Origin of the sequence: Erythrobacter sp. R86502 (assembly GCF_042466465.1) — a bacterium.
Taxonomy (GTDB): domain Bacteria; phylum Pseudomonadota; class Alphaproteobacteria; order Sphingomonadales; family Sphingomonadaceae; genus Erythrobacter.
Map to the genome: position 1 here is coordinate 160792 of NZ_JAXHCJ010000001.1, position 21181 is coordinate 181972.

Sequence of the window (21181 nt, forward strand, 5' to 3'; positions counted from 1 at the left end):
CATGTTGGGCTATGAAAAAAACTGCAAAAGCGCACATTGAGGGGCGCTTGCGGGAGGGGACTTCTGATGAAAACGAACGGGATGAATGCAAGCGCGCGCCTGCTGTGCGGGGCCGCGACCTTTTTGGCGCTGGCTGTTACCGGTGCGCCGGTTATGGCGCAGGACGCCGCTGACGAGGACGCAGCAACAGCCGTAGAGGCGGATGAAAACGCCATCGTCGTCACCGGCATCCGCCAGTCGATCCAGTCCTCGCTCGATGCCAAGCGCAACGCGACCTCGATCGTCGAAGTGATCACCGCCGAAGATCTGGGCCTGCTTCCCGACCTTTCGATCGCCGATACGCTGGCACGCCTTCCCGGCGTTACTGCCCAGCGCGTGCGCGGCCGTTCGCAGCAGGTTTCGATCCGCGGCCTTGGCCCGGATTTCTCCCTTGCCCTTCTCAATGGCCGCGAAGTCGTTTCGGCGGGTAACAACCGCGGGATCGAATTCGACCAGTTCCCGTCCGAACTGATCGGCACGGGTATCGTCTACAAGACCGGTGATGCGCAGCTGGCGGCCATCGGCATCGCCGGCGCGGTTGACCTGCGCACCGTCAAGCCGCTCGATTCTAGCAAGCGCCAGATCACCGTGTCGGGTACCTACACGATCAACGATCAAGGTTCGCTCAACCCCGATTTCGGTGCGGACGGTTATCGCTTCTTTGCCAGCTATATCGACCAGAACGATGCCGGCACGGTGGGCTGGTCGCTGGGTGCAACGACGCAGTCGATCCCGACCCAGATCGTTCAGCGCGAGCTGAAGACCAACAACGGCCAGATCGCACGCACGGAAGATGGCGTGATCTTTCCGCGCGACAACCCGCGTCAGGGTTCGCAAAGTCGCGAATTCAAGCGCACCTCGGTCGCTGGCAGCCTGCAGTTCGAGCCCACCGACAGCTTCTCGCTGACGATCGATTCCTTCTACACCAAGACCGAAGATGAAGGCATCTTCCGCGGCACTGAAACCCCGATCGCATCGTGGAGCGCCAATGGCGGCGCGCAGGTCGAACAGGTCACGGGCAGTGGGCCTTTTGCCGACAGCGCGACCTATTCCAACGTCTACCCGATCCTGCGTACCGACACCGAAGGCGCGGATTCGGAAATCTTCGCCATCGGCGGCAATCTCGAATGGAAGGCGACCGACAATCTCGGCTTCGTCGTCGACTACGGCTATTCGACGCTGAACCGCAATGATGTCGACTACGAATCCTATGCCAGCACCGGCCCTGGCGGCAGCGGTCCTGCCGATACGCTGACCTTCACCTTCCCGCAGGACGGTGCCTACACGATCGACAGCCAGCTCGATTACACCGATCCCAGCAATCTGTTGCTGGTCGATCCGGGCGGCTGGGGTCAGGTCGGCTTCCTGCGCGTGCCGGAAACGAACGACGAACTGCACCAGCTGCGTGCCGAAACCTTCTGGGAATTCGACGGCGGGTTCATCGACCGTATCGTTGCCGGCTGGCTCTACACCAACCGCGAGAAGGATTTCGACAACAACGGGATATTCCTGCGTGCAGGCAACGGCTTTGCAGGCGGTGCCCGTCCGATTCCGGGTGACATCGTGATCGGCGCCAGCAATTCCGGCAGCATCGGGCTCGATATCGTGGCCTATGACCCGTCATCGCTGCTGACCGACGGCACCTATGTGCAGGAACGCGCAACCGACGATACCGAATGGATGGTGAAGGAGAAGATTCACAACTTCTACATCCAGGCCAATATTGACGGCGATCTGGGCCCCGTGCCGGTGCGCGGCAACGTTGGTCTGCGTTATGTCGATACGTCGCAAAGCTCGACCGGCACACTCAGCGGCGGCGCGGTCAACGATGTCAGCACCAGCTACGACAACTGGTTGCCGAGCGCGAACCTCAGCTTTGAGGTCATGCCCGACACCTTCATCCGCGTGGCCTTTGCCAAGACGATCACCCGCGCGCGGCTCGATCAGCTGGCAGCAAACCAGAACCTGTCGGTGAACAATCTGGTCTGTCAGGACACCAACAACGACCAGATCCCCGATGCGGCGGTTCCGGGTGCGTTCAACCCGCCTGCGCAGGTTTGCTTCAACCTTGGCGGCGGCAACCCGTTCCTGCAGCCCTACCGTTCGACGTCCTATGACATCTCCTTCGAGAAGTACTTCTCGCCCGGCACCGCGATTATCGTTGCTGCGTTCCACAAGGATCTGTCGGACTGGATCGTCAATCTGGGGGAAACCTTCGATCTGACGCAGCAGATCAACAATGCGGGCTTCGGCGGCATTCTTGCAACCAACCCCGAATTGGCGATCGGCCAGTTTAACGGCCCCGTGAACTTCTCGGATGGCAAGATCACCGGGATTGAAGGCACGGTGCGCGTGAACTTCGGCGACTTCAGCGACACGCTGGACGGGTTCGGCGGGTTCTACTCGATCACTTATTCGGACGCGGAAATCACCCCTCCGGGCACCAATCCGATCGCCATTCCGGGCTATTCGGATCTGACCTGGTCGGGCGATATCTTCTACGAAAAGAGCGGCTTCCGCGCCAAGTTGGCTGCGCGCTACCGCGGTGCGTTCCTGTCGGAAGTGCCCAACTTCTCGGGCGGGCTCGAAGGGGCTGAAGCGCAGAGCGAGACGATCCTTGACGCCCAGCTTGGTTACACCTTCGAAAAGGAAGGCAGCTTCCTCAATGGTGTGCAGATCCTGGCCGAAGTGTTCAACCTGACCGATGAACCCTTCGTGACCCAGAACGCGCTGCGCAACGCGGCTGACACCGAAACGATCGGGGCTTTCCCGAGCCGTTACGAACAGTACGGCCGCACCTTCCAGTTCACGCTGCGCAAGGCATTCTGATCGGCTAACGCCCTCGGGTCGCACTGGGGGTAGCAAGGAGGGGCTCGCCAGCAATGGCGAGCCCTTTCTGTTGGGAGGCGGGGATGCGGCCGCTTTCCTACAACGCGCCGCGCTGTCAGTCAGACGTGCATGACAACGCCTTCATCGCACGCCGGCCATCATTTTCACGGCCCGCGCGCAGGGCCGGAATGTTTTTCGTTCCTGGACAGTGTCTCAAGTGTCTCCAACACGCGGGGGAGACGGGAGCAGAACGCTCAGGCAGCGATGGGCGGCGCGGCGCAGTGCCGGGCAATGAACGCATCATGCGATGGCATGGCGGCGACCGCCTCTTGCATGGCGGTACGGATTTGCGCCAGCCGCTCAGCCACCGGCACGCCCTCCCGCATATGAGCCAGCGCCGGGGCGCGGGCCGGCAGCATGCCCTGACCCAGATAAACCGCTATCCAGCTGGGATTGGCGAACAGTTCGCGTTCGTCGGCCACCAGCATCCCGTTGGTGCGGAAGTGGTCGATCTTGTATTGCAGGCTGTCAGGAACCGGCATCGCCGCGCAATAGCGCCACAGATCGGAATCCTGCCGTTCGGTCGCCTTGTAATGCAGGATCAGGAAATCACGGATGCGCTCGTATTCGAGCGTGGTCTGCGCGTTGTATTCACGTGCCAGCAAGGGCGACATGCTGTTATCGGGCAGCAGCGCGATAAGCCGTAAGATGGCGTATTGGATCAAATGGAGCGAGGTCGATTCCAGCGGCTCCATGAAGCCTGCCGAAAGGCCGATGGCCACGCAGTTCCTGTCCCAGAACTTGCGGCGCTTTCCGGTGACAAAGCGCAAGGTGCGCGGATCGGCGAGGGCCTTGCCGTCGAGGTTGGAAAGGAGGGTCGCAGCGGCCTCGTCTTCCGAGATGAACTCGCTGCAATGGACATAGCCGTTGCCGGTGCGGTGCTGAAGAGGGATGCGCCATTGCCACCCGGCCTCGCGCGCGGTGGAGCGGGTGTAGGGGGTAAAGTCGCCGCGCTCGCAAGGGACGGCCACCGCACGGTCGCAGGGGAGCCAGTGCTGCCAGTTGTCGTAGCCTGCGCCCAGAGCCTCTTCGATCAACAAGCCGCGGAAGCCCGAGCAATCTATGAAAAGCTCACCCTCGATCCGCATGCCGTTGTCGAGTGCGACAGCTTGGATGAACCCGTCCTCGGCCCGCAACGCGGTATCAACAACCTTTCCCTCGATCCGTGTCACACCCCGCGCTTCGGCAAAGCGTCGCAGGAAAGCGGCGTACAGCCCGGCATCGAAGTGGTAGGCATAATCGAACGTCGACTGGATCAGGCGCCTGTCGGGGGAGGGGTGGGCGAACTTGCCCGCCTTTGCCATGGCCCAGCACATCGAAAAGTCATCGATCGGCCCATCGGTGCGCCCGGCCAGATGTTCGCGCATCCAGTGGTGGTAGAAGGGAACCTGATCGAACTCGGCGCCGTACTGGCCGAAGGGGTGAAAGTAGCTGTGCCCCAGCTTCCCCCAGTCAACGAACTCAATCCCCAGCTTGTAACTGCCCTGCGTCTCGCGCACGAACGTCGTCTCGTCGATCCCCAGCCGTTGGTTGAAATGCCGGATCGGCGGGATCGTTGCTTCACCAACGCCGACCGTACCGATCGCCTCGCTCTCGATCAGCGTGATCTTGCACGTGTTGCCAACGGCGTGCGACAACGCCGCTGCGGTCATCCAGCCGGCCGAGCCACCGCCCACGATCACGATCGTGTTCAGGGGGGCAGGTGCGCTGGTCATCCGCCGCAACTTTCGCGGATCAGCAAGCTGGTTTCAAGCCGCTGCGAGATTGCCGGACCATCGCCCTTGTCGATCAGTTTGGACACCAGCATCCGGCCTGCCAGATTGGCGTCCTGGTCGATGGTGGTGAGCTGCGGAGTGACGAGGCGTGCGGCGGGGATATTGTCGTATCCGACCACCGAGACATCATCGGGCACCCGCATTCCCGAACGGGTCAACGCCCGGATCGCGCCGATGGCGATAAGATCGCTTGCGGCGAAAACCGCGTCGAAGCGCAGCCCCCGCGCAATCGCGCTGCGCATCGCAGCTTCGGCAGAGTGAACCTCGAAATGGGCTGGCACGATAAGATCATCGTCAAGCGTAAGCCCGGCCTGATCGTGCGCCTGCCGGTAGCCGCGAAAACGCTGTTCGGCTTCGGGCGCTTCGGTATCGCCAAGGAACAGGATGCGTTGCCGGCCCAGCCGCGCAAGATGGGCGGTGGCACGCCGCCCACCTGCGACATTGTCCGATCCGATCACGCAATATTGCGCATCGGGAAATTCAGCGCCCCAGACAACAAACCGGTTGTCGCGATCAGCCAGCGCGTTGAATTCGCGGTGGAGAGAGGACTGTCCGATGAAAATGACGCCCGTCGCCCGGCTGGTGGACATGGCATAATCAAGATCACCGCTAGCACGCGGGCTCAGGTGGCTGATGATGAGATCGGCGTTCCGTTCGCGTGCTGCCTCGGCAATGCCCGCAAGGAGTTCAAGGAAGAAGGGGTCCGACACCCGGCTGTCACGCGCTTGCGGGGCGGGCACGACCACCGCAATCGTGGCATCGGCGCCAATCGGACCGCTGGGCATCGACGGGCGGAATTCATAATCATGCGCGCGCGCAATTTGCCAGATCTGCTGCTTGGTCCGGCGTTTGACCGAAGGGCTGTCGTTCAGTGCGCGGCTGACGGTCGAAATCGAAACCCCCGCTTCACGCGCGATGTCTTCCAGCGTGGCGCTGCGGCGCGCGGAAATGGTGGTTTCGGGCATCTGCGCTCAGCCAGCTGTCACACTAGCCCAGAACCCGCTGCCCGGCACCAAGGCTTCGGGGGGCGCGCTATCGCCGCCCACAGCGTCCTGCGTGGCAATCAGGCGCAAGGTGCCGATCCCGTCGGGCGCAGACCAATGGCCCGGCGCTTCACCAAGATTGAACACGCACAGCACGCTTTCGCTTTCGCCATGACGAAGGAAGGCCAGAACATCATCGGCCGAATCCAGAAGCGTAATGTCGCCATGTACCAGCGCCGGATAGTCCCGCCGCAGCGCGAGCAATTGGCGCGTGTACGCGAGGGTGGAGGCGGGGTCTTCGTTCTGCCGGTCGACCGCGAAACCGGCGTGCACCGGATCGAGCTTGAGCCAGGTGCGGTTTGCGCTGGAAAAGCCTGCTTGCGGCGCATGGGCTTCCCACGGCATCGGGGTGCGTGCGCCATCACGGCCCAGCGTGTGCGGCCAGTTGGCAATCGCTTCGGGATCAAGCAGATCTTCGAACGCGACCTCGCCCTGCGGCAACCCCAGTTCTTCACCCTGATAGATGATCGGATTGCCGCGAAGGGCCAGCAGCAGCAGCAGGTTCAGGCGTGCCATGCGCGCCATGTCGCCATCCAGCGTCCAGCGCGTCACCGCACGCGGGGCATCGTGGTTCGAGAACGCCCAGCTTGGCCAACCTTCACCCGGCGTGCCATCCCATTGCGAAAGGCTGGCGCGGACCAGCGGAGCGGTCAGGCGGGGCGCGTAGAGAAAGTCGAAATTGTACGCCGAATCCAGCCGCTTGCCACCTTCGGTAAAGGCCTTCATTTCAGCCAGCGGCTCCGGCCCGCCGACTTCGGCGACGGTAAAGCGGCCCGCATATTCGTCGATCGTTGCGCGAATACGTTCGAGGAAGGCGACAATGTCGGGGTGCGACTGGTTGTATTGCTTCACCTGCATATCGAATGGCCGCGTCACCGCGTCCATCGTCACGCCCGAAGGCGGATTGTCGCGCAGATCGGGGTCATGCATCGAGAAGTTCAGTGCATCGAGCCGGAAGCCGTCCACGCCCCGGTCCAGCCAGAACCGCGCCGCATCCAGCAGCGCGTCCTGCACGGCGCGGTTGTGGACGTTGAGATCGGGCTGGCTGGTCAGGAAATTGTGCAGGTAATACTGCTTGCGCGGACCATCCCACTGCCACGCAGAGCCGCCGAACACCGATTGCCAGTTGGATGGCGGCGACCCATCAGACTTGGGGTCAGCCCACACGTACCAGTCTGCCTTGGGATTGGTGCGGTCAGCGCGGCTTTGCTGAAACCACGCATGTTCGTCCGACGTGTGCGAATAGACCTGATCGATGATGACCTTCAGGCCCAGCGCGTGCGCCTTTTCTATGATCCGGTCGAAATCGGCAAAGGTGCCGAAACTGGGATCGATCCCGCAATAATCGGCCACATCATACCCGAAATCCTTCATCGGCGAGGTGAAGAACGGCGAAATCCAGATGCCGTCAACGCCCAGATCGGCGATATAGTCCAACGCATCGGCAATGCCGGCAAGGTCGCCGATGCCATCGCCGTTGGTATCGCGGAATGACCGCGGGTAGATCTGGTAGATGACCGCACCGCGCCACCATGTCAGCGGTTCGGCTGTGGCCGCAGCGGCCTGCGCGGCCGGGCCAGCAACGGACGGGGCTGTTGCCATTAGTCGTCAGTCTCCAAAATGCAGGCGGCAAAACCGAATGCGGGCAGCGTGACCCGAACCGAACCGGGTGCAGCAAGCGCAGCCGGGCATTGACCCAGCAACGGCGCTACACCAGTGGTGCGGTAGCTTACCTCGACAGCCTGCGAAAGCGCCGAAGCGCTGGTGTTGAACAGGACAAGCACACGCTGTCCGGTTTCGGGATCATGCCGTTCTGCGGCAAGAAGGCCGGGCGCATCTTCGGCAAAGGCGCGCACGTCGGTCAGGCCACGGCGCAACGCCGGGCTGGCGGTACGGGCAGCCGAAAGGTCGGCAATCAGACGGTAGAGCGGATGCGCGGTGTCGAAATTGTCCTGCGCGGTGGTCACGCGCGATCCGACAAGCGTGTTGTCATTATAGGCGTCCACACGGCTCGGGAACATGTCCTCACGCGCCAGCTGGTCATTGCCGTCGGAAATGAAGCCCTGTTCGTCCCCGTAATATACCGTGGGCACGCCTCGCAGCAGGAACATCATCGCATGGCCCAGCTTGACCCGCGCAAGCAGCGTATCAGGCTCTTCCGAACCGCTCATGTCGCGTACGAACATCGCAAACCGGCCGAAATCGTGGTTGCCAAGGAAGGTCGGCAGCCCCAGCGCAGTTTTCGCGCCGCCCGGATAGATCGCGTCCTGTTGCAGGAATTCAGCCATCAGCCGCGGGGACGATTTGCCGCTGGCGACCATCTGTGCCGCGACGGCAAAGCCCATGTCGAGCGCATAGGGCAGACCGCTTTGCGTCATGACCTGCGCGGCGAGCGTGGCGGTGGGTTCCTGATAGGCGATCTCTCCGAAAATGTGGAAGTGATCGATCCCCTTGGCTCGGGCACGGGTGAGCATGGAGGGCACAAAAGCCTGCCAGAATTCGGGGTTTACATGCTTGGCGGTGTCGATGCGGAAGCCGTCGATACCGTAATCGTCGATCCACTGGCCAAAGATGTCGATCATCCCGCTGACCACACGGGGATTCTCGGTCGCCAGATCGTCCAGCCCCGAAAAGTCGCCATAGACGCTGCTTTCGCCCACCCAGTGCGAATTGCCGCGGTTGTGGTACAGCGTCACATCGTTCAGCCACGCGGGCACCTTAACGTTACGCTCGGCCTCGGGCACCATGGGGGTGTAGGCAAAGGTCGGATCGGTCAGCTTGGCCCAGTTGGCAGGATCGGCGTTGTCGTCGCCTGCAAAGCCTTCGTTGATCGGCGCGCCATCTGGCCCGCCGCGCCGCGAATAGGGATATGCGCCCTTGCTGCGATAGGTGTAGCCAGTGGCTTCACCCTCCACATAGTCGATCACATCGGCTGTATGGTTGGTGATGATGTCCATGTAGACCTTCATCCCGCGTGCGTGCGCGGCATCGACGAAGGCCTTGAATTCGGCATTGGTGCCGAAATGCGGGTCGACCTGCGTGAAATCGGTCACCCAATACCCGTGATAACCCGAGCTTTCCTCACCCGGCTTGCCCTGAACAGGCTTGTTCTTGAAGATCGGCGCAAACCAGATCGCGGTCACGCCCATGCCCTGAATGTAATCGAGCCGGGCGGTCAGACCCTTGAGGTCGCCGCCGTGGTAGAAACCCTTGTGGGTGGGATCGAAACCATGCTGAAGCGGGCCGCCCTTCAGGCCGCCGCGGTCATTGGACGGGTCGCCATTGGCGAAACGATCGGGCAGGACAAAATAGATGATTTCATCTTCCCGCTCGCGTTCAAGGATGGGTGCAGGTTGTGCCGGGAAAACGGCTGTGTCGGCTGCGACTGGCCCGCTTGCATGCACCGTTGAGGCGCAGGCTGTGCTGGCCCATAGCGCAGCCGTTATCCCCACGAAGATTTGCGTCATTTCCCAACTCCCTCTCACGCCGTTTCTGCCATCAAGCAAAGCGTTTTGCAAATCTTTGTAGAAAGCAAACTACCACAGGAAAGAACGGAACAAGATGTTGATAGTGGGGCAGATTTGAACGCGAAATGGAAACCATCCGCAATTTTCACGGAGATTTTGGGAAAGTTTCTTGCAAATTTTTGCAAGCTGTCCAGACTGTGGCATTGCGCAGCTAGGGCCGTGATCGGGCAAAAGATCCGTACGCCTGTACCGCGCCGAAAGCCGCGCTGTGCCTCGACAGGTGATACGCGGGGGAGAGGGATGATACAAAGATGACCCACGCCGCCCATAAGCCTGCGCTGAACGCAGGCCAGATCTGGAATATGAGCTTCGGCTTCCTGGGAATCCAGATCGGGTTTGAGCTTCAGAACGGCAACGTCAGCCGTATCTTCCAGACGCTTGGCGCAGATGTGGGGGAATTGGCGATCCTGTGGATTGCTGCGCCGATGACCGGGCTGATCGTGCAGCCGATCATCGGGCACTTGTCCGACAAGACGTGGAGCCCGCGCTATGGTCGGCGGCGACCCTATTTCCTCGTCGGCGCGCTGCTCGCGACCCTTGCGCTATTCGTTATGCCCAATGCGCCCGCGCTGTGGGTGGCAGCGGGGATGCTGTGGATCATGGACGCCTCGCTCAATGTCACGATGGAGCCATTCCGCGCCTTTGTGGGTGACAATCTGCCTGATCGTCAGCGCACCATGGGCTATGCGATGCAAAGTTTCTTCATCGGCACTGGTGCGGTGCTGGCAGGTGCCTTGCCGTGGGTGATGACCAACTGGATGGGCCTGAGCAATGTCGCGCCTGCGGGAGAGATTCCCGAAACGGTGCGCTGGGCGTTCTATATCGGCGGGGCGGCGCTTCTGGCCGCGGTCGCCTGGACGGTGTTTTCGACGAAAGAATATTCGCCCGAACAGCTTGCCGGGTTTGAAGCTGCCAGCGGACGCACGGCGCAAGGCGCCGGCGCGCGGCAACTGCGCAGCGCCGCGCAATTCGCCCGCGGCAGTGCGACGTGGATTATTGCCGGCGCGGTGATAGCGGTAATCGTCGCCGGTGCCCGCGGCGATAACCGCCCTGCATTTCTCGGCGAAATCGAAGTTGCACAGGAACTCTACGTGCTGGCCGCACTGGTTGCAGGGTTCGGCCTGATCCAGCTTTTTGCCGCTCGCCTGCGCCAGCAGGGGCGCAACGACAGCGGCTTCATGGAAGTGGTAAGCGATCTTTACGCGATGCCCCGCACCATGCGCCAGCTGGCCGTGGTGCAGTTCTTCAGTTGGTTCGCGATGTTCGCGCTGTGGATTTACGGGACGCCGGGCGTGACCGAATATCACTACGGCGCCACCGATGCTGCCAGCGCCGCCTATCAGGACGGGGCCGATTGGTGGAGCCTGATGGGATCGGTGCGCAACGGTCTTGCTGCGGCTGCGGCGCTTGGGTTTGTTGTGGTGGCCGCAAAAATCGACCGCACGCGGCTCCACGCTGTAAACCTGTGCCTTGGCGCAGCAGGCTTTGCCGCGATGCTGCTGATCCGCGACCCGGCGCTGCTGTGGGTCAGCCAGATCGGGCTGGGCATCGCCTGGGCATCGATCGTGTCGCTGCCCTATGCGATCCTTGCGGGCTGCGTCCCGGCCGAAAAAATGGGTATCTACATGGGCGTGTTCAACATTTTCATCGTGGTGCCGCAACTGCTCGCGGCCACGCTGCTGGGCTTTCTCGTCACCAACCTGTTCGGGGGGCAGGCGATCTACGCGATGGTGATTGCAGCGATCAGCTTCGTGCTGGCAGCAGCAGCGACCTTGCTGGTAAAGGATGACGAGGCGGCAAGCGCAAATGCGCTGCGGGCGGAGCAGGCATGATGCGCCTGTCTGCTGTCCTGCTGGCCGCCAGCTTCGCCGCCGCGCCCGCGTTGGCCGAGGCGGACCATACCGCGCCGGACTACACCCCGCGCAATGTGATCGAAGTGCAGAACGCCGAATGGACAGCGGACGCGGTGCTCTATCAGCTCAACACCCGCCAATTCACCGCCGAAGGCACATTCGCCGCCGCACAAAAGCAACTGCCACGGCTTGCCGCGATGGGTGTGGATATCATCTGGCTGATGCCGATCCACCCCATCGGAGAGATAAACCGAAAGGGCAGTCTGGGAAGCCCCTATGCCGTGCGCGACTATCGCGGCGTCAATCCCGAATTCGGCACCGAAGCGGACTTTCGCGCCTTCGTCGACGAAGCGCACCGACTAGGGCTGAAGGTCATCCTCGACTGGGTCGCGAACCATTCGGCCTATGACAATCCGCTCACCACAACCCATCCCGAATGGTACACCCGTACGCCCGAAGGCGCGCTGATGAGCCCGGCGGGCACCGACTGGTCGGATGTGGCCGACTTGGATTACAGCCAGCCTGCCTTGCGCCAATACATGACCGAAAGCCTCGTCTACTGGGTGCGCGAATTCGGGGTGGATGGATACCGCGCCGATGTGGCGGGCTATGTCCCTACCGATTTCTGGAACACCGCGCGCGCCGAACTGAACAAGGTGAAGCCTGTCTTCATGCTTGCCGAATGGGAACAGCGCGATCTGCATCACCGCGCCTTCGATGCGACCTATGGCTGGGGTTGGAAGGAGGCGATGCAGCGGTTGGTCAAAGACGGCAGCGGGGCAGGCGCGATGCGCGGCTATTACGCCGGACAGTCCGAAACCTGGCCGCACGCAGCAATGCGCATGGTCTATACCGAAAACCACGACCAGAATTCGTGGGACGGGGTGGCGGCCGAGATTTACGGCCCGGCGTATGAAGCGGCAATGGCGCTGTCCTTCACGGGTCTCGGCCTGCCGCTGATCTACAATGGACAGGAAGCCGACAATGACCGGATGCTCAAGTTCTTTGAACGTGATCCGATCGTGTGGCGCGAGGGTAAGCATGCAGACCTTATCGCCAGGTTGATCGCGCTCAAGACCGAAACACCTGCGCTGCACAATGGCCGCTTTGGCGCGCCGATGGTCGAAGTGCCGAGCGATGCGATGGCGGATGTCTATGCCTTCACGCGGGGGCAGGCGGGTGCGCGGGTGTTTGCGGTCTTCAACCTCAGCCCCCGGCCGCAGCAGGTCACATTCCAGCAGGCGCGCCACCACGGCCGCTACACCGACGCGCTGACCGGCGCGGACGCCAGCTTCAGCGGCGGCGAGACGATGGCGCTCGCGCCCTGGGGTTTCCGCATTTTCCAAGAGACAGAGTAAGGCGCCGGGCACGGCGCGGGAGAGAAAGCATGACGAAGATTTGGACCCCGATGATCGCCGCTGCGGTGGTAGCGTGGGCGGCAGCATCTGCCCATGCAGAGACGCTGCAAGTCACTTCGCCCGATGGCAAGATCACCGTCACGGTGAAGGACGATGGCGGACAGGCCACCTATGCGGTAAGCTTTGAAGGCGAAGAGGTCATCGCCCCGTCAAAGCTGGGCCTGATCTTCGCCGAACATCCCGGCTTTGAACGCGGGCTTGCGATCGCAGGGGCGACCCGGGCGAGCAACGACACCACGTGGGAACAGCCTTGGGGCGAGCGACGGCTGGTGCGCGATCAGCACAATGAACTTGCCGTCACCTTTGGCGCAAAACAAGGCCCGGCGCGGCAGATGACCGTGCGGTTCCGCGCCTTCGATACGGGTGTGGGCTTCCGTTACGAACTTCCCGAACAGGCGGCGCTGCAGGGTGATATTGCCATCGTGGATGAACTGACCCAGTTCGGCGTCGGTGACAAAACGACGATGTGGTACACCCCGTCGGACGAATTCAACCGCTACGAATACGTCACCCGTACCGCGCCTGCAGGCGAAGTGACCAGCGCGCACACGCCCGCAACCTTCCGCAAGGAAAGCGGCATCCACTTCTCGATCCACGAAGCGGCATTGGTCGATTATTCATCGATGTCGCTGGGCGCGCTGCGGGCGGGCAATTTCGAAGCGAAGCTGCGCAACTGGTCGGGTGGGCCCAAGGTCAAGACCACAGCGCCGTTCAAAAGCCCGTGGCGCACCATTCAGGTTGCACGCGAAGCGGTGGGCCTCATCAATTCCGACATCATCCTGAACCTCAACGAACCCAACAAACTGGGCGATGTATCCTGGGTGGAACCGGGCAAATATGTCGGCATCTGGTGGGCGATGCACATCAATGAAAAGACGTGGGGCAGCGGCCCGATCCACGGCGCGACTACGGCGGAAACCAAACGCTACATCGACTTTGCCGCCGAACATGGGTTTTCGGGCGTGCTGGTGGAAGGCTGGAACATCGGCTGGGATGGCGACTGGTTCAACAACGGCGAACTGTTCCGTTTTACTGAACCCATGCCCGATTTCGACCTTGCGGAACTGGGCCGCTATGCGCAGTCCAAGGGCGTCCGTCTGATCGGGCACCACGAAACCTCGGCCAATATCGCCAATTATGAAAGCCAGATGGAAGCCGCCTTCGATCTGTATGAAAAGGTCGGCGTGCGGCAGGTCAAGACTGGCTACGTCGCTGATGCAGGCGATGCGGTGCGACTGGATCAGGACGGTGTGCGCCGCTACGAATGGCACGACAGCCAGTTCATGGTAGGCCACCATCTGCGCGTGGTCGAAGCGGCGGCCAAACGGAAGATTGCGATCAACGCGCACGAGCCTGTCAAGGATACGGGCCTACGCCGCACCTATCCCAACTGGATGGCCCGCGAAGGCGCACGCGGGATGGAGTTCAATGCCTGGGGCACGCCGCCCAATCCGCCTTCGCACGAGCCGATGCTGGCCTTCACCCGGATGCTGGCCGGGCCGATGGACTTCACCCCCGGCATCTTCGATCTGAAACCCAACGAACGCGCCCCGGTGCGCGCCGACGTACCGCGCGGTGATCCATCGAACCGCCCGCAGACGACGCTGGCCAAGCAGCTTGCGCTGTATGTGGTTCTTTATTCCCCGCTCCAGATGGCGGCCGATCTGCCCGAGAATTACGAAGCCCGTCCCGAAGCCTTCCAGTTCATCAAGGACGTCGAGGCGGACTGGGAACAGTCGATCGCGCTGGCGGGCGAAGTGGGCGAATATGTCGCCTTTGCGCGGCAGGGGAGGAAGTCGCAGGAATGGTTCCTTGGCGCGGTAACGGATGAAGAGCCGCGCGACCTTTCGCTGTCGCTGACTTTCCTCGAAAAGGGCAAGCAATACCGCGCGCAGGTGTACCGCGACGGCGCGGATGCGCATTGGGACACCAACCCCTATGCCATGGTGATCGAGGAAACGGTCGTCACCGGCGGTGATACCTTCGATGTGCGCCTTGCATCGTCAGGCGGTGTGGCGGTGCGGTTCATCCCGGCGGGATGAACCTGCCCCGCCGGCGCGGCGGCAAAGGGCGCGGATTGGCGGACAAAAGGCGCCGTTCAGCGTGCTATCTCATTGCGCTTGCCCGCCATAGCGATGCATGCTGCGTCCACGTCGCTCCGGCGCAATGATGCCCGGGGTCGCTTGCGCGGATGGGGTGGTCATGAGCAAAACGATTGCGGATCTGCAACAGGACATGGAAGCGGCCGCAGCGGCTCTCGATTTTGAGGAGGCTCGCCGAATTCGTGACCGGATCAATCTGATGCGGGGCGGAGCGGATGCTGCAGAGGCCGCTCGGGCCGATACGTCGGGTCTGGTTCGTCAGCAGCCAGGCGCCATGGGGCTTGGCACAAGTCGGCAACGGCCCGTGCCCCCGCCGGGCTGGAAGCCGCCGCCCAAGCCCGATCTCAAAACATCCGGCAAGAAGCGCAAGTAAGGGCCATTTAAATGACGGGGGACCAAGTGATCAAAGCGCAGAATGGAACAACGCTGCCGCCGCTGGGCGCGACGTTTGAGCGCCTTGTGTGGATAAGCTTTGGCTTTGCCGTGCTTCAAGGTGCCTTGCAGATCATGCCATCCCTGGAGGTAAATGGCTGGGCAATCAGTCTGATGAAGCTTTTCGTATCGCCAGTCCTATCGCTGCTATTGGCGCTCGCCGTGTCGCGCCTGCGCAGCCGCATTGCCGCAGTCGTCTTCATCCTGTCCCTTACGGCCTCGTTGGTATTGGCATACCTTGATATCGTAGAAGATTATTGGCGCAATCTGCCGTTCGCGATCGGAGCAACTTCGATTGTCGTTGACGTGGTCGCGGCTGCCATCATCGTTAGGTGGCTGGTCAAGTCGGAGTTGTAACGGTAGGTGCGGCCCGTACCGGTGCGGCGTCCCGGCGGCGGCGGAATTGGAAGAGGGCGGACGCCTCCCCCAAGGCATCCCCCCTCCGCTCCCGTCAAAGGGAGAACCGGCAAGATCTTAGCGATTTTCCTACTGGCAGGCGGCGTGACAAGCCTCGGGGTATGAACGCCGCCACCGTCCTCTCCCGACCTTGTCAGTCGCAGGGCAAATGGAGCAGGATTTTCGTTCCCTGGACAGTGTCTCATGTGTCTCCAACACGTCTTGGAGGCGCAAGGGGGCTGTCAGGCAGCCTGTTCCATCCGGGCAAGTTCGCAATGCGACCAGATCTCGCTCAATGCCTTGATCAGCCGGTCGATATCGCCATCGGTATGCACGGGCGAGGGCGTGACGCGCAGGCGTTCGGTGCCCACGGGCACGGTCGGGTAGTTGATCGGCTGCACATAGATGCCGTGGTTGTCCATCAGCCAGTCGCTGATCATCTTGCACTTCTTGGCATCACCAACCATCACCGGGATGATGTGGCTCGGATTGTCGAGGTGCGGGATACCCATGATGTCGAGCGCGCGGCGCACTTGCGCAACGCGCTTCTGCTGAAGCTCACGCTCGGCGCTCGAAGTCTTGAGGTGGCGGATGCTCGCCGCAGCGCCCGCCGCGATGGCAGGAGGCAGGGCGGTCGAAAAGATGAAGCCGCTGGCGAAGGACCGCACGAAATCGACGAGGTTGGCCGAGGCGGCAATGTATCCGCCCATCACGCCATAAGCCTTGCCCAGCGTGCCTTCGATCACGGTGATGCGGTCCATCAGCCCTTCGCGTTCGGCAATCCCGCCGCCGCGCGGGCCATAAAGGCCGACGGCGTGGACTTCATCGATGTAGCTCATCGCGCCGTGCTTTTCGCACACATCAAGGATCGCGGCGATGGGGGCGATGTCACCATCCATCGAATAGACGCTTTCAAAAGCCACCAGTTTGGGAACCTCTGGTCCATACATGCCAAGCAACTCGTCAAGATGCGCTGCATCGTTGTGGTGCCAGATCTTGTAAGGCGCGCGGCTGTGGCGGATACCTTCGATCATCGATGCATGGTTCAAAGCATCCGAGAACACGACGCAGCCCGGGATTTTCGATGCCAGGGTGCCAAGACCCGCCCAGTTCGAAACATATCCGCTGGTGAACAGCAGCGCGGCTTCCTTGTTGTGAAGGTCGGCCAGTTCCTGTTCGAGCAAGACATGATGGTGGTTGGTGCCCGAGATATTGCGCGTACCGCCCGCGCCCGCTCCGCATTCATCAAGACATTCGTGCATGGCATCCAGCACCGCCGGGTGCTGACCCATGCCGAGATAGTCGTTCGAACACCACACCGTCACGGCCTGCGTTTCGCCTTCGACAAAGCGTGTTGCGTGCGGGAAGCGGCCGCGATGGCGCTTGATGTCGGTGAAAACCCGGTAACGACCGTCTGCGCGCACTGTGTCCAGTTCACCGGCGAAATAGGCTTCAAAGTCCATGCGGGTTCCCTCTGTCGTCATCATCCTGCTTTCAATCTGCATGTGTCTGCGCTGCAGCCTTCCGCTGCGGCAAAGCCCAGCCCCACAGCATCCCGTCACGGAACGGCAGGGCAAGAAAAAGATGTTCCAGTACGCCCAACAACGCGAGCGTGGTCAGCAGGCTTGCGCCCACCATTTCAGCGCTGCCCAGCGGCGCTGCCAGCGCAAGCGCGGCGAACCACGCTGTGGCGCCCGCGATGGCGGCGATCGAAACTGCCAGCAGCACTGTCAGCCGGTTGGGGCCGAAATAGGTCTTCAGATAAGCCAATTGGTCCGGAAGCATGTCCGACGTGGAATTGGGTACACCTGCAAACAGGTTGATCTTGGAAATCAGGCGCATGGCAAACATGAGCACAAACACGGTGGCCCCGATCTGGTTGGGGACATTCCAAGACAGCGAGATCAGCAACAGCGCAGTCAAGGCCAGCGCGACTTCGTGGTGCATCACCGTGGCTGCGGCCTGCCGGAAACGCGCAGCGCCCGTCAATGCCGGATCTGCATTGCCCCGTCGCGGTCCGGCGGATGCCCCGGTCAGGAACGAAAGTTCGTGCCATCCCCACACCATCAAGGCACCGATGAAGGATGCGTACACAGCCCATACTTCGGCGGACAAGGAGGCGATGAGGATCACCACCAGCCCGGCAATTCCGGCCAGGCTGCCGACAGCCAGACTGCGCGAAAAGGTGGCGCGTTCGCGATTGTCCGCCCAGGCAATCAGCCCGGTCGCGACAAACCAGATCGCCACCGTCACGATGAACGGCACAATATGGCCGCTCCAGCTTACCACGCGGGCTGAAGCCGGATTGAAGCGGGAAGAGCGTGGGATTTGGGCTTTTGCAGATACATGCGGACAAAGGCCAGACCTGCGCCCGCCATGCCCGATACGCGCTGCATCAAACCCCCGACCCCGCCGCGTGCCTTGCCTTCTTCAATGCGTGTCGCTGCAAGACGAAGCCTTTCCATCTGGGTGCGGAAGGCAGGGGTATCGATGTCGAGTTCGACGGGGAAGACCTGCCGGGCGATCTGGTTGGTGATATGAAACACCTTGTAGTCATAATCGGTCGGATCGACACCCAATGCGGCATGGAACAGCGGCCGGTTGTGATCGCGCACGTACATCGTGGCATAGACCGACAGCAGGAAGAACCGCACCCACAATTTGTTGGCCCCCTGAAGCAGCTTGGGATCAGCGCGCAGCAGCATCGCAAACGCCTCACCATGGCGGAACTCGTCGTTGCACCATTCCTCGAACCAGTCGAAGATCGGGTGGAACTTGTATTGCGGGTTCTGAGCCAAATGGCGGAAGATCGTGATGTAGCGGGCGTAGCCGATCTTCTCGGACAGATAGACCGCGTAGAAGATGAACTTCGGTTTGAAGTATGTGTATTTCTTGGTCTTGGTCAGATAGCCCAGGTCAACGCCGATCCCGGCATCCTTCAGGCTTTCATTTATGAAACCGGCATGGCGGCTTTCATCGCGTGCCAGCAACTTGAACAATTGCTTCACATCGGGGTTCTTGGTGCGCCTGGCAATTTCAGCATAGAGCACACAGCCCGAAAATTCACTGGTCATCGAACTGACGAGAAAATCGGTGAATTCCTTGCGCAACGCCGGCTCCAGCCCTTCGATCACGCCCTTGAACCGGTCCGAATGTTTAAAGTGCAACTTGTTGGGATCGCCCACCATATCGGCGATCAGCTGGTCCCATTCCTTGCGCACAGGGCCCACATCGATCGCGTCCAGCGCATCGTAATCGGTGGTGTAGAACCGCGGCGTCAGCATCGTGTCCTGCGTGGCAATGGCCATCGCTTCGTCGCTGGTCATGGGTTTGTACGCGTTCATTTGATCCTCCCAGCATTGAAGCTGACTTCATACAGTTCGGCGAGGTCGAAATATGCGGCCAAGCGGGTAAGGCCGCGAGCAAGCGGGCTGGCGCGGGTCACGGTAGCGCGGCGTTCGTACACCTGCCGCGTGCCAAAGGGGATCTGGATTGGCGCGCCATGCACACGCACCTTGTCGCCCGGCTGGATATCGATCTCATCAGCCAGTTCGACATGGGCGTGAAAATGCTCCGGGCTCTGCTCGACCGTGATGGTGCAGGGCGTGTCGAACGAACTGGCCGTGAAGAAGGGAAGGGGCATCAGCGTGCCTTTGCCGATACAGGAAGGAGGTTGGCGTATACGGCGCGATTGTCGGGTCCGAACGAGCTGACCTCGACGCTGCGACCCGTGACCGGGTCGGACAACGTCAGCGTGTCATTCTCCCAGCGGGTCAGATTGAATGGCACTTGCGGACCTTCGTTGCGGATTCGGCGCTGGTGGACAAGGCTGCGTACGGTCGCGCGGATGAATCCGCCTTCGCCGGTTGCGAAGCGGGCCAAAACCTGCGCGCTTGCACCATCTTCCACGCGCACGGTGCCGTCGGGCTCGTCAAAGAACCGCAAGGTGCGCTCTGCTGCGGGTTTTATACCGGCTGCCGCGCGGGCTTCGGCCGGCACGGACTGACGCTCAAAGATGCCGAGGCTGACCGATGCCGTCAGCGCAAGAGAAATCACCACGATACCGCCCATCAGCAACAGGGGGACCTTGTTGACGGTGATTTCGTCCTTCTCATACTCACGAACGATCATGCCGGCGCTCCTTCGAAATCATGGCCCGGGCGGCGCAGCGTCGGGGCAGGACGGACAGCAGCAACAGCGCCTTGCAATGCTGGCTGCACGCTGACCGGCCCCGTGTCTTTGATTTCGGTCAGATTGCGTTCGATCGCACCAAACTGCGCACGGGCTTCGGCGATCATTTGGGCCACCTGCGACGCTTCAGGCACGGCGCGCAGCATCGGTTGCGGCATGGCGTAGTGGAACGGGCGAACATGCGGCCACAGCAGCAACGTGGTCAGCAGCCGTTCGCCGTTGAGTTCAAACGCAATATCGCCGTGATCCTGGGGCCGCGGGCGCAGGTTGGCAGCCTTGATCTGCTTGAGCGGGATATTCACCCGCGTTTCGATCGCCATGCCGATCCGCATGATCAGACGTTCATCGGTCAGAATATAAAGCGTGCTGCGCGCACTTGCCCAGGCCAGAGCGTAAAGCAATCCGATCAAAGCAAGGCCAAGCCCTCCGGCTACCAGCGCGGCCGTGATGTTGCCCATGATGACGGCAACCGCACACAGCCCGGCCATGTAAATGCCGAGCGTTCGGGTGTGGAACGCGGTGCGAGCCAGCAGGCCCAATGACGGCCGCCCTTTCCACAACACCGTTTCGCGCGCGGCGGGGGTGCCCATCCTGTCACCGAACGCTTTGGGTCCGTCCTGCTCCAGCGAATCGTGATTAAGACCGGCGTGCAGCATGGCCCCATCTTCTGCGACGGTTCTGGTGTCGGTCAGATCCATGCTTCCGACCTTTCGGGTGTTGCATACATGTAGCCGCCGCCGAAATAGGCCTGGATGCGGTCTTCTTCGTAGCGGGTGACGATCCCTGCGGTTTCAAGCGCGGGCGCGGTTTCGAATTGTCCTGCTGTGATCGCATCGATCTCGACAAATTGCGGCTTGTCTTCGACGAAGGGCAGCACCGCATCGAGCAGGCCGGCGCCGTGAACCGTGGCCACCATCATCGGTGCCAGCACCTTCTTGCCCGTTACAGTCTCGACTTCGAGGTATCGGATCAGGTGTTCAGCCTGGTCCACCCAGATATCGCTGACCTTGCCTACCACCTGCTTGTCAGCGCCGATCACAGTCCAGCCAATCAGCTTCGGATCGTTCGAAGCGACGACCAGATCGTGGCTTTGGGCGATAGGAATGATGCGCGGGCGGCCATCGAAGGTCAGATCGGGATATTTGGCCCGGTTGGCCCACGCAGCAGGCCCCATGCCTTGCATCATCGGGTCGCCAGTGGGAACCAGGGGCGCACCGGCCGAACGGAAGGCGGGAACACCCGGAACATTGATGTCATCACGGGGCACGTCTTCAGGAATGTAAGTGCCGCGGCCATTGGGCAGCTGGAACACCTTCTTGTCGCCATCTGTCAGCTTGATCGAATGCACGCGGCCCGTTTCCTCGTCCTCAAGCGGATAGCCCTCGCGCCGGCTTTCTCGGTTGAGGTAGACCACAAGAGCGATGAAAAATCCGAAGAAAAGCAGGAAGGCGAGTTCGGCAACATCGAAAGTGCCGACGATATAGGCAGCGTTCATTTCACATTCCTCTCGTGGAGC

The 21181-nt window shown here is 61.5% G+C and carries 17 protein-coding genes; 6 read left to right on the forward strand and 11 right to left on the reverse strand.

Annotation, left to right across the window (positions count from 1 at the left end):
* Nucleotides 1-66: 66 nt before the first annotated feature.
* Nucleotides 67-2868, forward strand: a complete 2802-nt coding sequence (locus tag SJY33_RS00780) for a TonB-dependent receptor (protein ID WP_379920591.1) — start codon at nucleotides 67-69, stop codon at nucleotides 2866-2868.
* A 254-nt stretch (nucleotides 2869-3122) separates the two neighbouring features.
* On the opposite strand, the gene SJY33_RS00785 is transcribed toward SJY33_RS00780, so the two are convergent.
* From SJY33_RS00785 to SJY33_RS00800, 4 genes are read right to left on the reverse strand one after another with little or no spacing between them, the layout of a single operon-like run.
* Nucleotides 3123-4643, reverse strand: a complete 1521-nt coding sequence (locus tag SJY33_RS00785) for a tryptophan halogenase family protein (RefSeq protein ID WP_379920592.1) — start codon at nucleotides 4641-4643, stop codon at nucleotides 3123-3125.
* Nucleotides 4640-5668, reverse strand: a complete 1029-nt coding sequence (locus tag SJY33_RS00790) for a LacI family DNA-binding transcriptional regulator (RefSeq protein WP_379920594.1) — start codon at nucleotides 5666-5668, stop codon at nucleotides 4640-4642. Before SJY33_RS00790 ends, SJY33_RS00785 begins: the two co-directional genes overlap by 4 nt.
* Nucleotides 5669-5674: 6 nt before the next feature.
* A complete protein-coding gene (locus tag SJY33_RS00795; RefSeq protein ID WP_379920595.1) occupies nucleotides 5675-7348 on the reverse strand; it encodes an alpha-glucosidase in 1674 nt (557 codons plus the stop codon).
* Nucleotides 7348-9213 (reverse strand): alpha-amylase family glycosyl hydrolase, encoded by a 1866-nt coding sequence (locus tag SJY33_RS00800; RefSeq protein WP_379920596.1) that lies wholly within the window; start codon nucleotides 9211-9213, stop codon nucleotides 7348-7350. The genes SJY33_RS00795 and SJY33_RS00800 overlap by 1 nt, the downstream gene beginning before the upstream one ends.
* Nucleotides 9214-9524: 311 nt before the next feature.
* On the opposite strand from SJY33_RS00800, the gene SJY33_RS00805 reads away from it, so the two are divergent.
* The 5 genes from SJY33_RS00805 to SJY33_RS00825 all read left to right on the forward strand — a co-directional run bounded on the left by SJY33_RS00805 (nucleotide 9525) and on the right by SJY33_RS00825 (nucleotide 15435).
* Nucleotides 9525-11105: an MFS transporter gene (locus tag SJY33_RS00805; RefSeq protein ID WP_379920597.1), complete on the forward strand. Its 1581-nt coding sequence runs from the start codon at nucleotides 9525-9527 to the stop codon at nucleotides 11103-11105.
* Nucleotides 11102-12484 (forward strand): alpha-amylase family glycosyl hydrolase, encoded by a 1383-nt coding sequence (locus tag SJY33_RS00810; RefSeq protein ID WP_379920599.1) that lies wholly within the window; start codon nucleotides 11102-11104, stop codon nucleotides 12482-12484. Before SJY33_RS00805 ends, SJY33_RS00810 begins: the two co-directional genes overlap by 4 nt.
* 29 nt (nucleotides 12485-12513) lie before the next feature.
* On the forward strand, nucleotides 12514-14586 hold the full coding sequence (locus tag SJY33_RS00815) for a glycoside hydrolase family 97 protein (protein WP_379920600.1): 2073 nt from the start codon (nucleotides 12514-12516) through the stop codon (nucleotides 14584-14586).
* 160 nt (nucleotides 14587-14746) lie between these two features.
* Complete coding sequence (locus tag SJY33_RS00820; RefSeq protein ID WP_379920601.1) at nucleotides 14747-15019, forward strand: UvrB/UvrC motif-containing protein; 273 nt, start codon at nucleotides 14747-14749, stop codon at nucleotides 15017-15019.
* Between the two features lie 11 nt (nucleotides 15020-15030).
* Nucleotides 15031-15435 carry a hypothetical protein gene (locus tag SJY33_RS00825; protein WP_379920602.1) on the forward strand — a complete coding sequence of 135 codons (405 nt, stop codon included), beginning with the start codon at nucleotides 15031-15033 and terminating at the stop codon, nucleotides 15433-15435.
* Nucleotides 15436-15716: 281 nt separating this feature from the next.
* On the opposite strand, the gene hemA is transcribed toward SJY33_RS00825, so the two are convergent.
* The 7 genes from hemA to puhA are packed head-to-tail and all read right to left on the reverse strand — an operon-like array spanning nucleotide 15717 to nucleotide 21160.
* The gene (gene hemA / locus SJY33_RS00830; RefSeq protein ID WP_379920603.1) at nucleotides 15717-16937 is read right to left on the reverse strand and encodes a 5-aminolevulinate synthase; all 1221 of its coding nucleotides are present in this window, start codon (nucleotides 16935-16937) and stop codon (nucleotides 15717-15719) included.
* Nucleotides 16938-16968: 31 nt separating this feature from the next.
* The gene (puhE, locus tag SJY33_RS00835) at nucleotides 16969-17763 is read right to left on the reverse strand and encodes a putative photosynthetic complex assembly protein PuhE (RefSeq protein WP_379920604.1); all 795 of its coding nucleotides are present in this window, start codon (nucleotides 17761-17763) and stop codon (nucleotides 16969-16971) included.
* Entirely contained in the window at nucleotides 17757-18818 is a 1062-nt protein-coding gene (gene acsF, locus SJY33_RS00840; protein WP_379920606.1) for a magnesium-protoporphyrin IX monomethyl ester (oxidative) cyclase, read from the reverse strand. Before acsF ends, puhE begins: the two co-directional genes overlap by 7 nt.
* Nucleotides 18815-19117 carry a hypothetical protein gene (locus SJY33_RS00845; protein WP_379920607.1) on the reverse strand — a complete coding sequence of 101 codons (303 nt, stop codon included), beginning with the start codon at nucleotides 19115-19117 and terminating at the stop codon, nucleotides 18815-18817. Before SJY33_RS00845 ends, acsF begins: the two co-directional genes overlap by 4 nt.
* Entirely contained in the window at nucleotides 19117-19605 is a 489-nt protein-coding gene (puhC, locus tag SJY33_RS00850) for a photosynthetic complex assembly protein PuhC (RefSeq protein WP_379920608.1), read from the reverse strand. The genes SJY33_RS00845 and puhC overlap by 1 nt, the downstream gene beginning before the upstream one ends.
* Nucleotides 19602-20363: a photosynthetic complex putative assembly protein PuhB gene (puhB, locus tag SJY33_RS00855; RefSeq protein ID WP_379920609.1), complete on the reverse strand. Its 762-nt coding sequence runs from the start codon at nucleotides 20361-20363 to the stop codon at nucleotides 19602-19604. Before puhB ends, puhC begins: the two co-directional genes overlap by 4 nt.
* Complete coding sequence (puhA, locus tag SJY33_RS00860) at nucleotides 20354-21160, reverse strand: photosynthetic reaction center subunit H (protein ID WP_379920611.1); 807 nt, start codon at nucleotides 21158-21160, stop codon at nucleotides 20354-20356. The genes puhB and puhA overlap by 10 nt, the downstream gene beginning before the upstream one ends.
* Nucleotides 21161-21181 lie beyond the last annotated feature (21 nt).

Excerpts from the sequence above, each read along its gene's own strand:
- SJY33_RS00780 (WP_379920591.1), top strand. The coding sequence starts at position 67 with ATGAAAACGAACGGGATGAATGCAAGCGCGCGCCTGCTGTGCGGGGCC.
- SJY33_RS00785 (WP_379920592.1), bottom strand. The coding sequence starts at position 4,643 with ATGACCAGCGCACCTGCCCCCCTGAACACGATCGTGATCGTGGGCGGT.
- SJY33_RS00790 (WP_379920594.1), bottom strand. The coding sequence starts at position 5,668 with ATGCCCGAAACCACCATTTCCGCGCGCCGCAGCGCCACGCTGGAAGAC.
- SJY33_RS00795 (WP_379920595.1), bottom strand. The coding sequence starts at position 7,348 with ATGGCAACAGCCCCGTCCGTTGCTGGCCCGGCCGCGCAGGCCGCTGCG.
- SJY33_RS00800 (WP_379920596.1), bottom strand. The coding sequence starts at position 9,213 with ATGACGCAAATCTTCGTGGGGATAACGGCTGCGCTATGGGCCAGCACA.
- SJY33_RS00805 (WP_379920597.1), top strand. The coding sequence starts at position 9,525 with ATGACCCACGCCGCCCATAAGCCTGCGCTGAACGCAGGCCAGATCTGG.
- SJY33_RS00810 (WP_379920599.1), top strand. The coding sequence starts at position 11,102 with ATGATGCGCCTGTCTGCTGTCCTGCTGGCCGCCAGCTTCGCCGCCGCG.
- SJY33_RS00815 (WP_379920600.1), top strand. The coding sequence starts at position 12,514 with ATGACGAAGATTTGGACCCCGATGATCGCCGCTGCGGTGGTAGCGTGG.
- SJY33_RS00820 (WP_379920601.1), top strand. The coding sequence starts at position 14,747 with ATGAGCAAAACGATTGCGGATCTGCAACAGGACATGGAAGCGGCCGCA.
- SJY33_RS00825 (WP_379920602.1), top strand. The coding sequence starts at position 15,031 with ATGACGGGGGACCAAGTGATCAAAGCGCAGAATGGAACAACGCTGCCG.
- hemA (WP_379920603.1), bottom strand. The coding sequence starts at position 16,937 with ATGGACTTTGAAGCCTATTTCGCCGGTGAACTGGACACAGTGCGCGCA.
- acsF (WP_379920606.1), bottom strand. The coding sequence starts at position 18,818 with ATGAACGCGTACAAACCCATGACCAGCGACGAAGCGATGGCCATTGCC.
- SJY33_RS00845 (WP_379920607.1), bottom strand. The coding sequence starts at position 19,117 with ATGCCCCTTCCCTTCTTCACGGCCAGTTCGTTCGACACGCCCTGCACC.
- puhC (WP_379920608.1), bottom strand. The coding sequence starts at position 19,605 with ATGATCGTTCGTGAGTATGAGAAGGACGAAATCACCGTCAACAAGGTC.
- puhB (WP_379920609.1), bottom strand. The coding sequence starts at position 20,363 with ATGGATCTGACCGACACCAGAACCGTCGCAGAAGATGGGGCCATGCTG.
- puhA (WP_379920611.1), bottom strand. The coding sequence starts at position 21,160 with ATGAACGCTGCCTATATCGTCGGCACTTTCGATGTTGCCGAACTCGCC.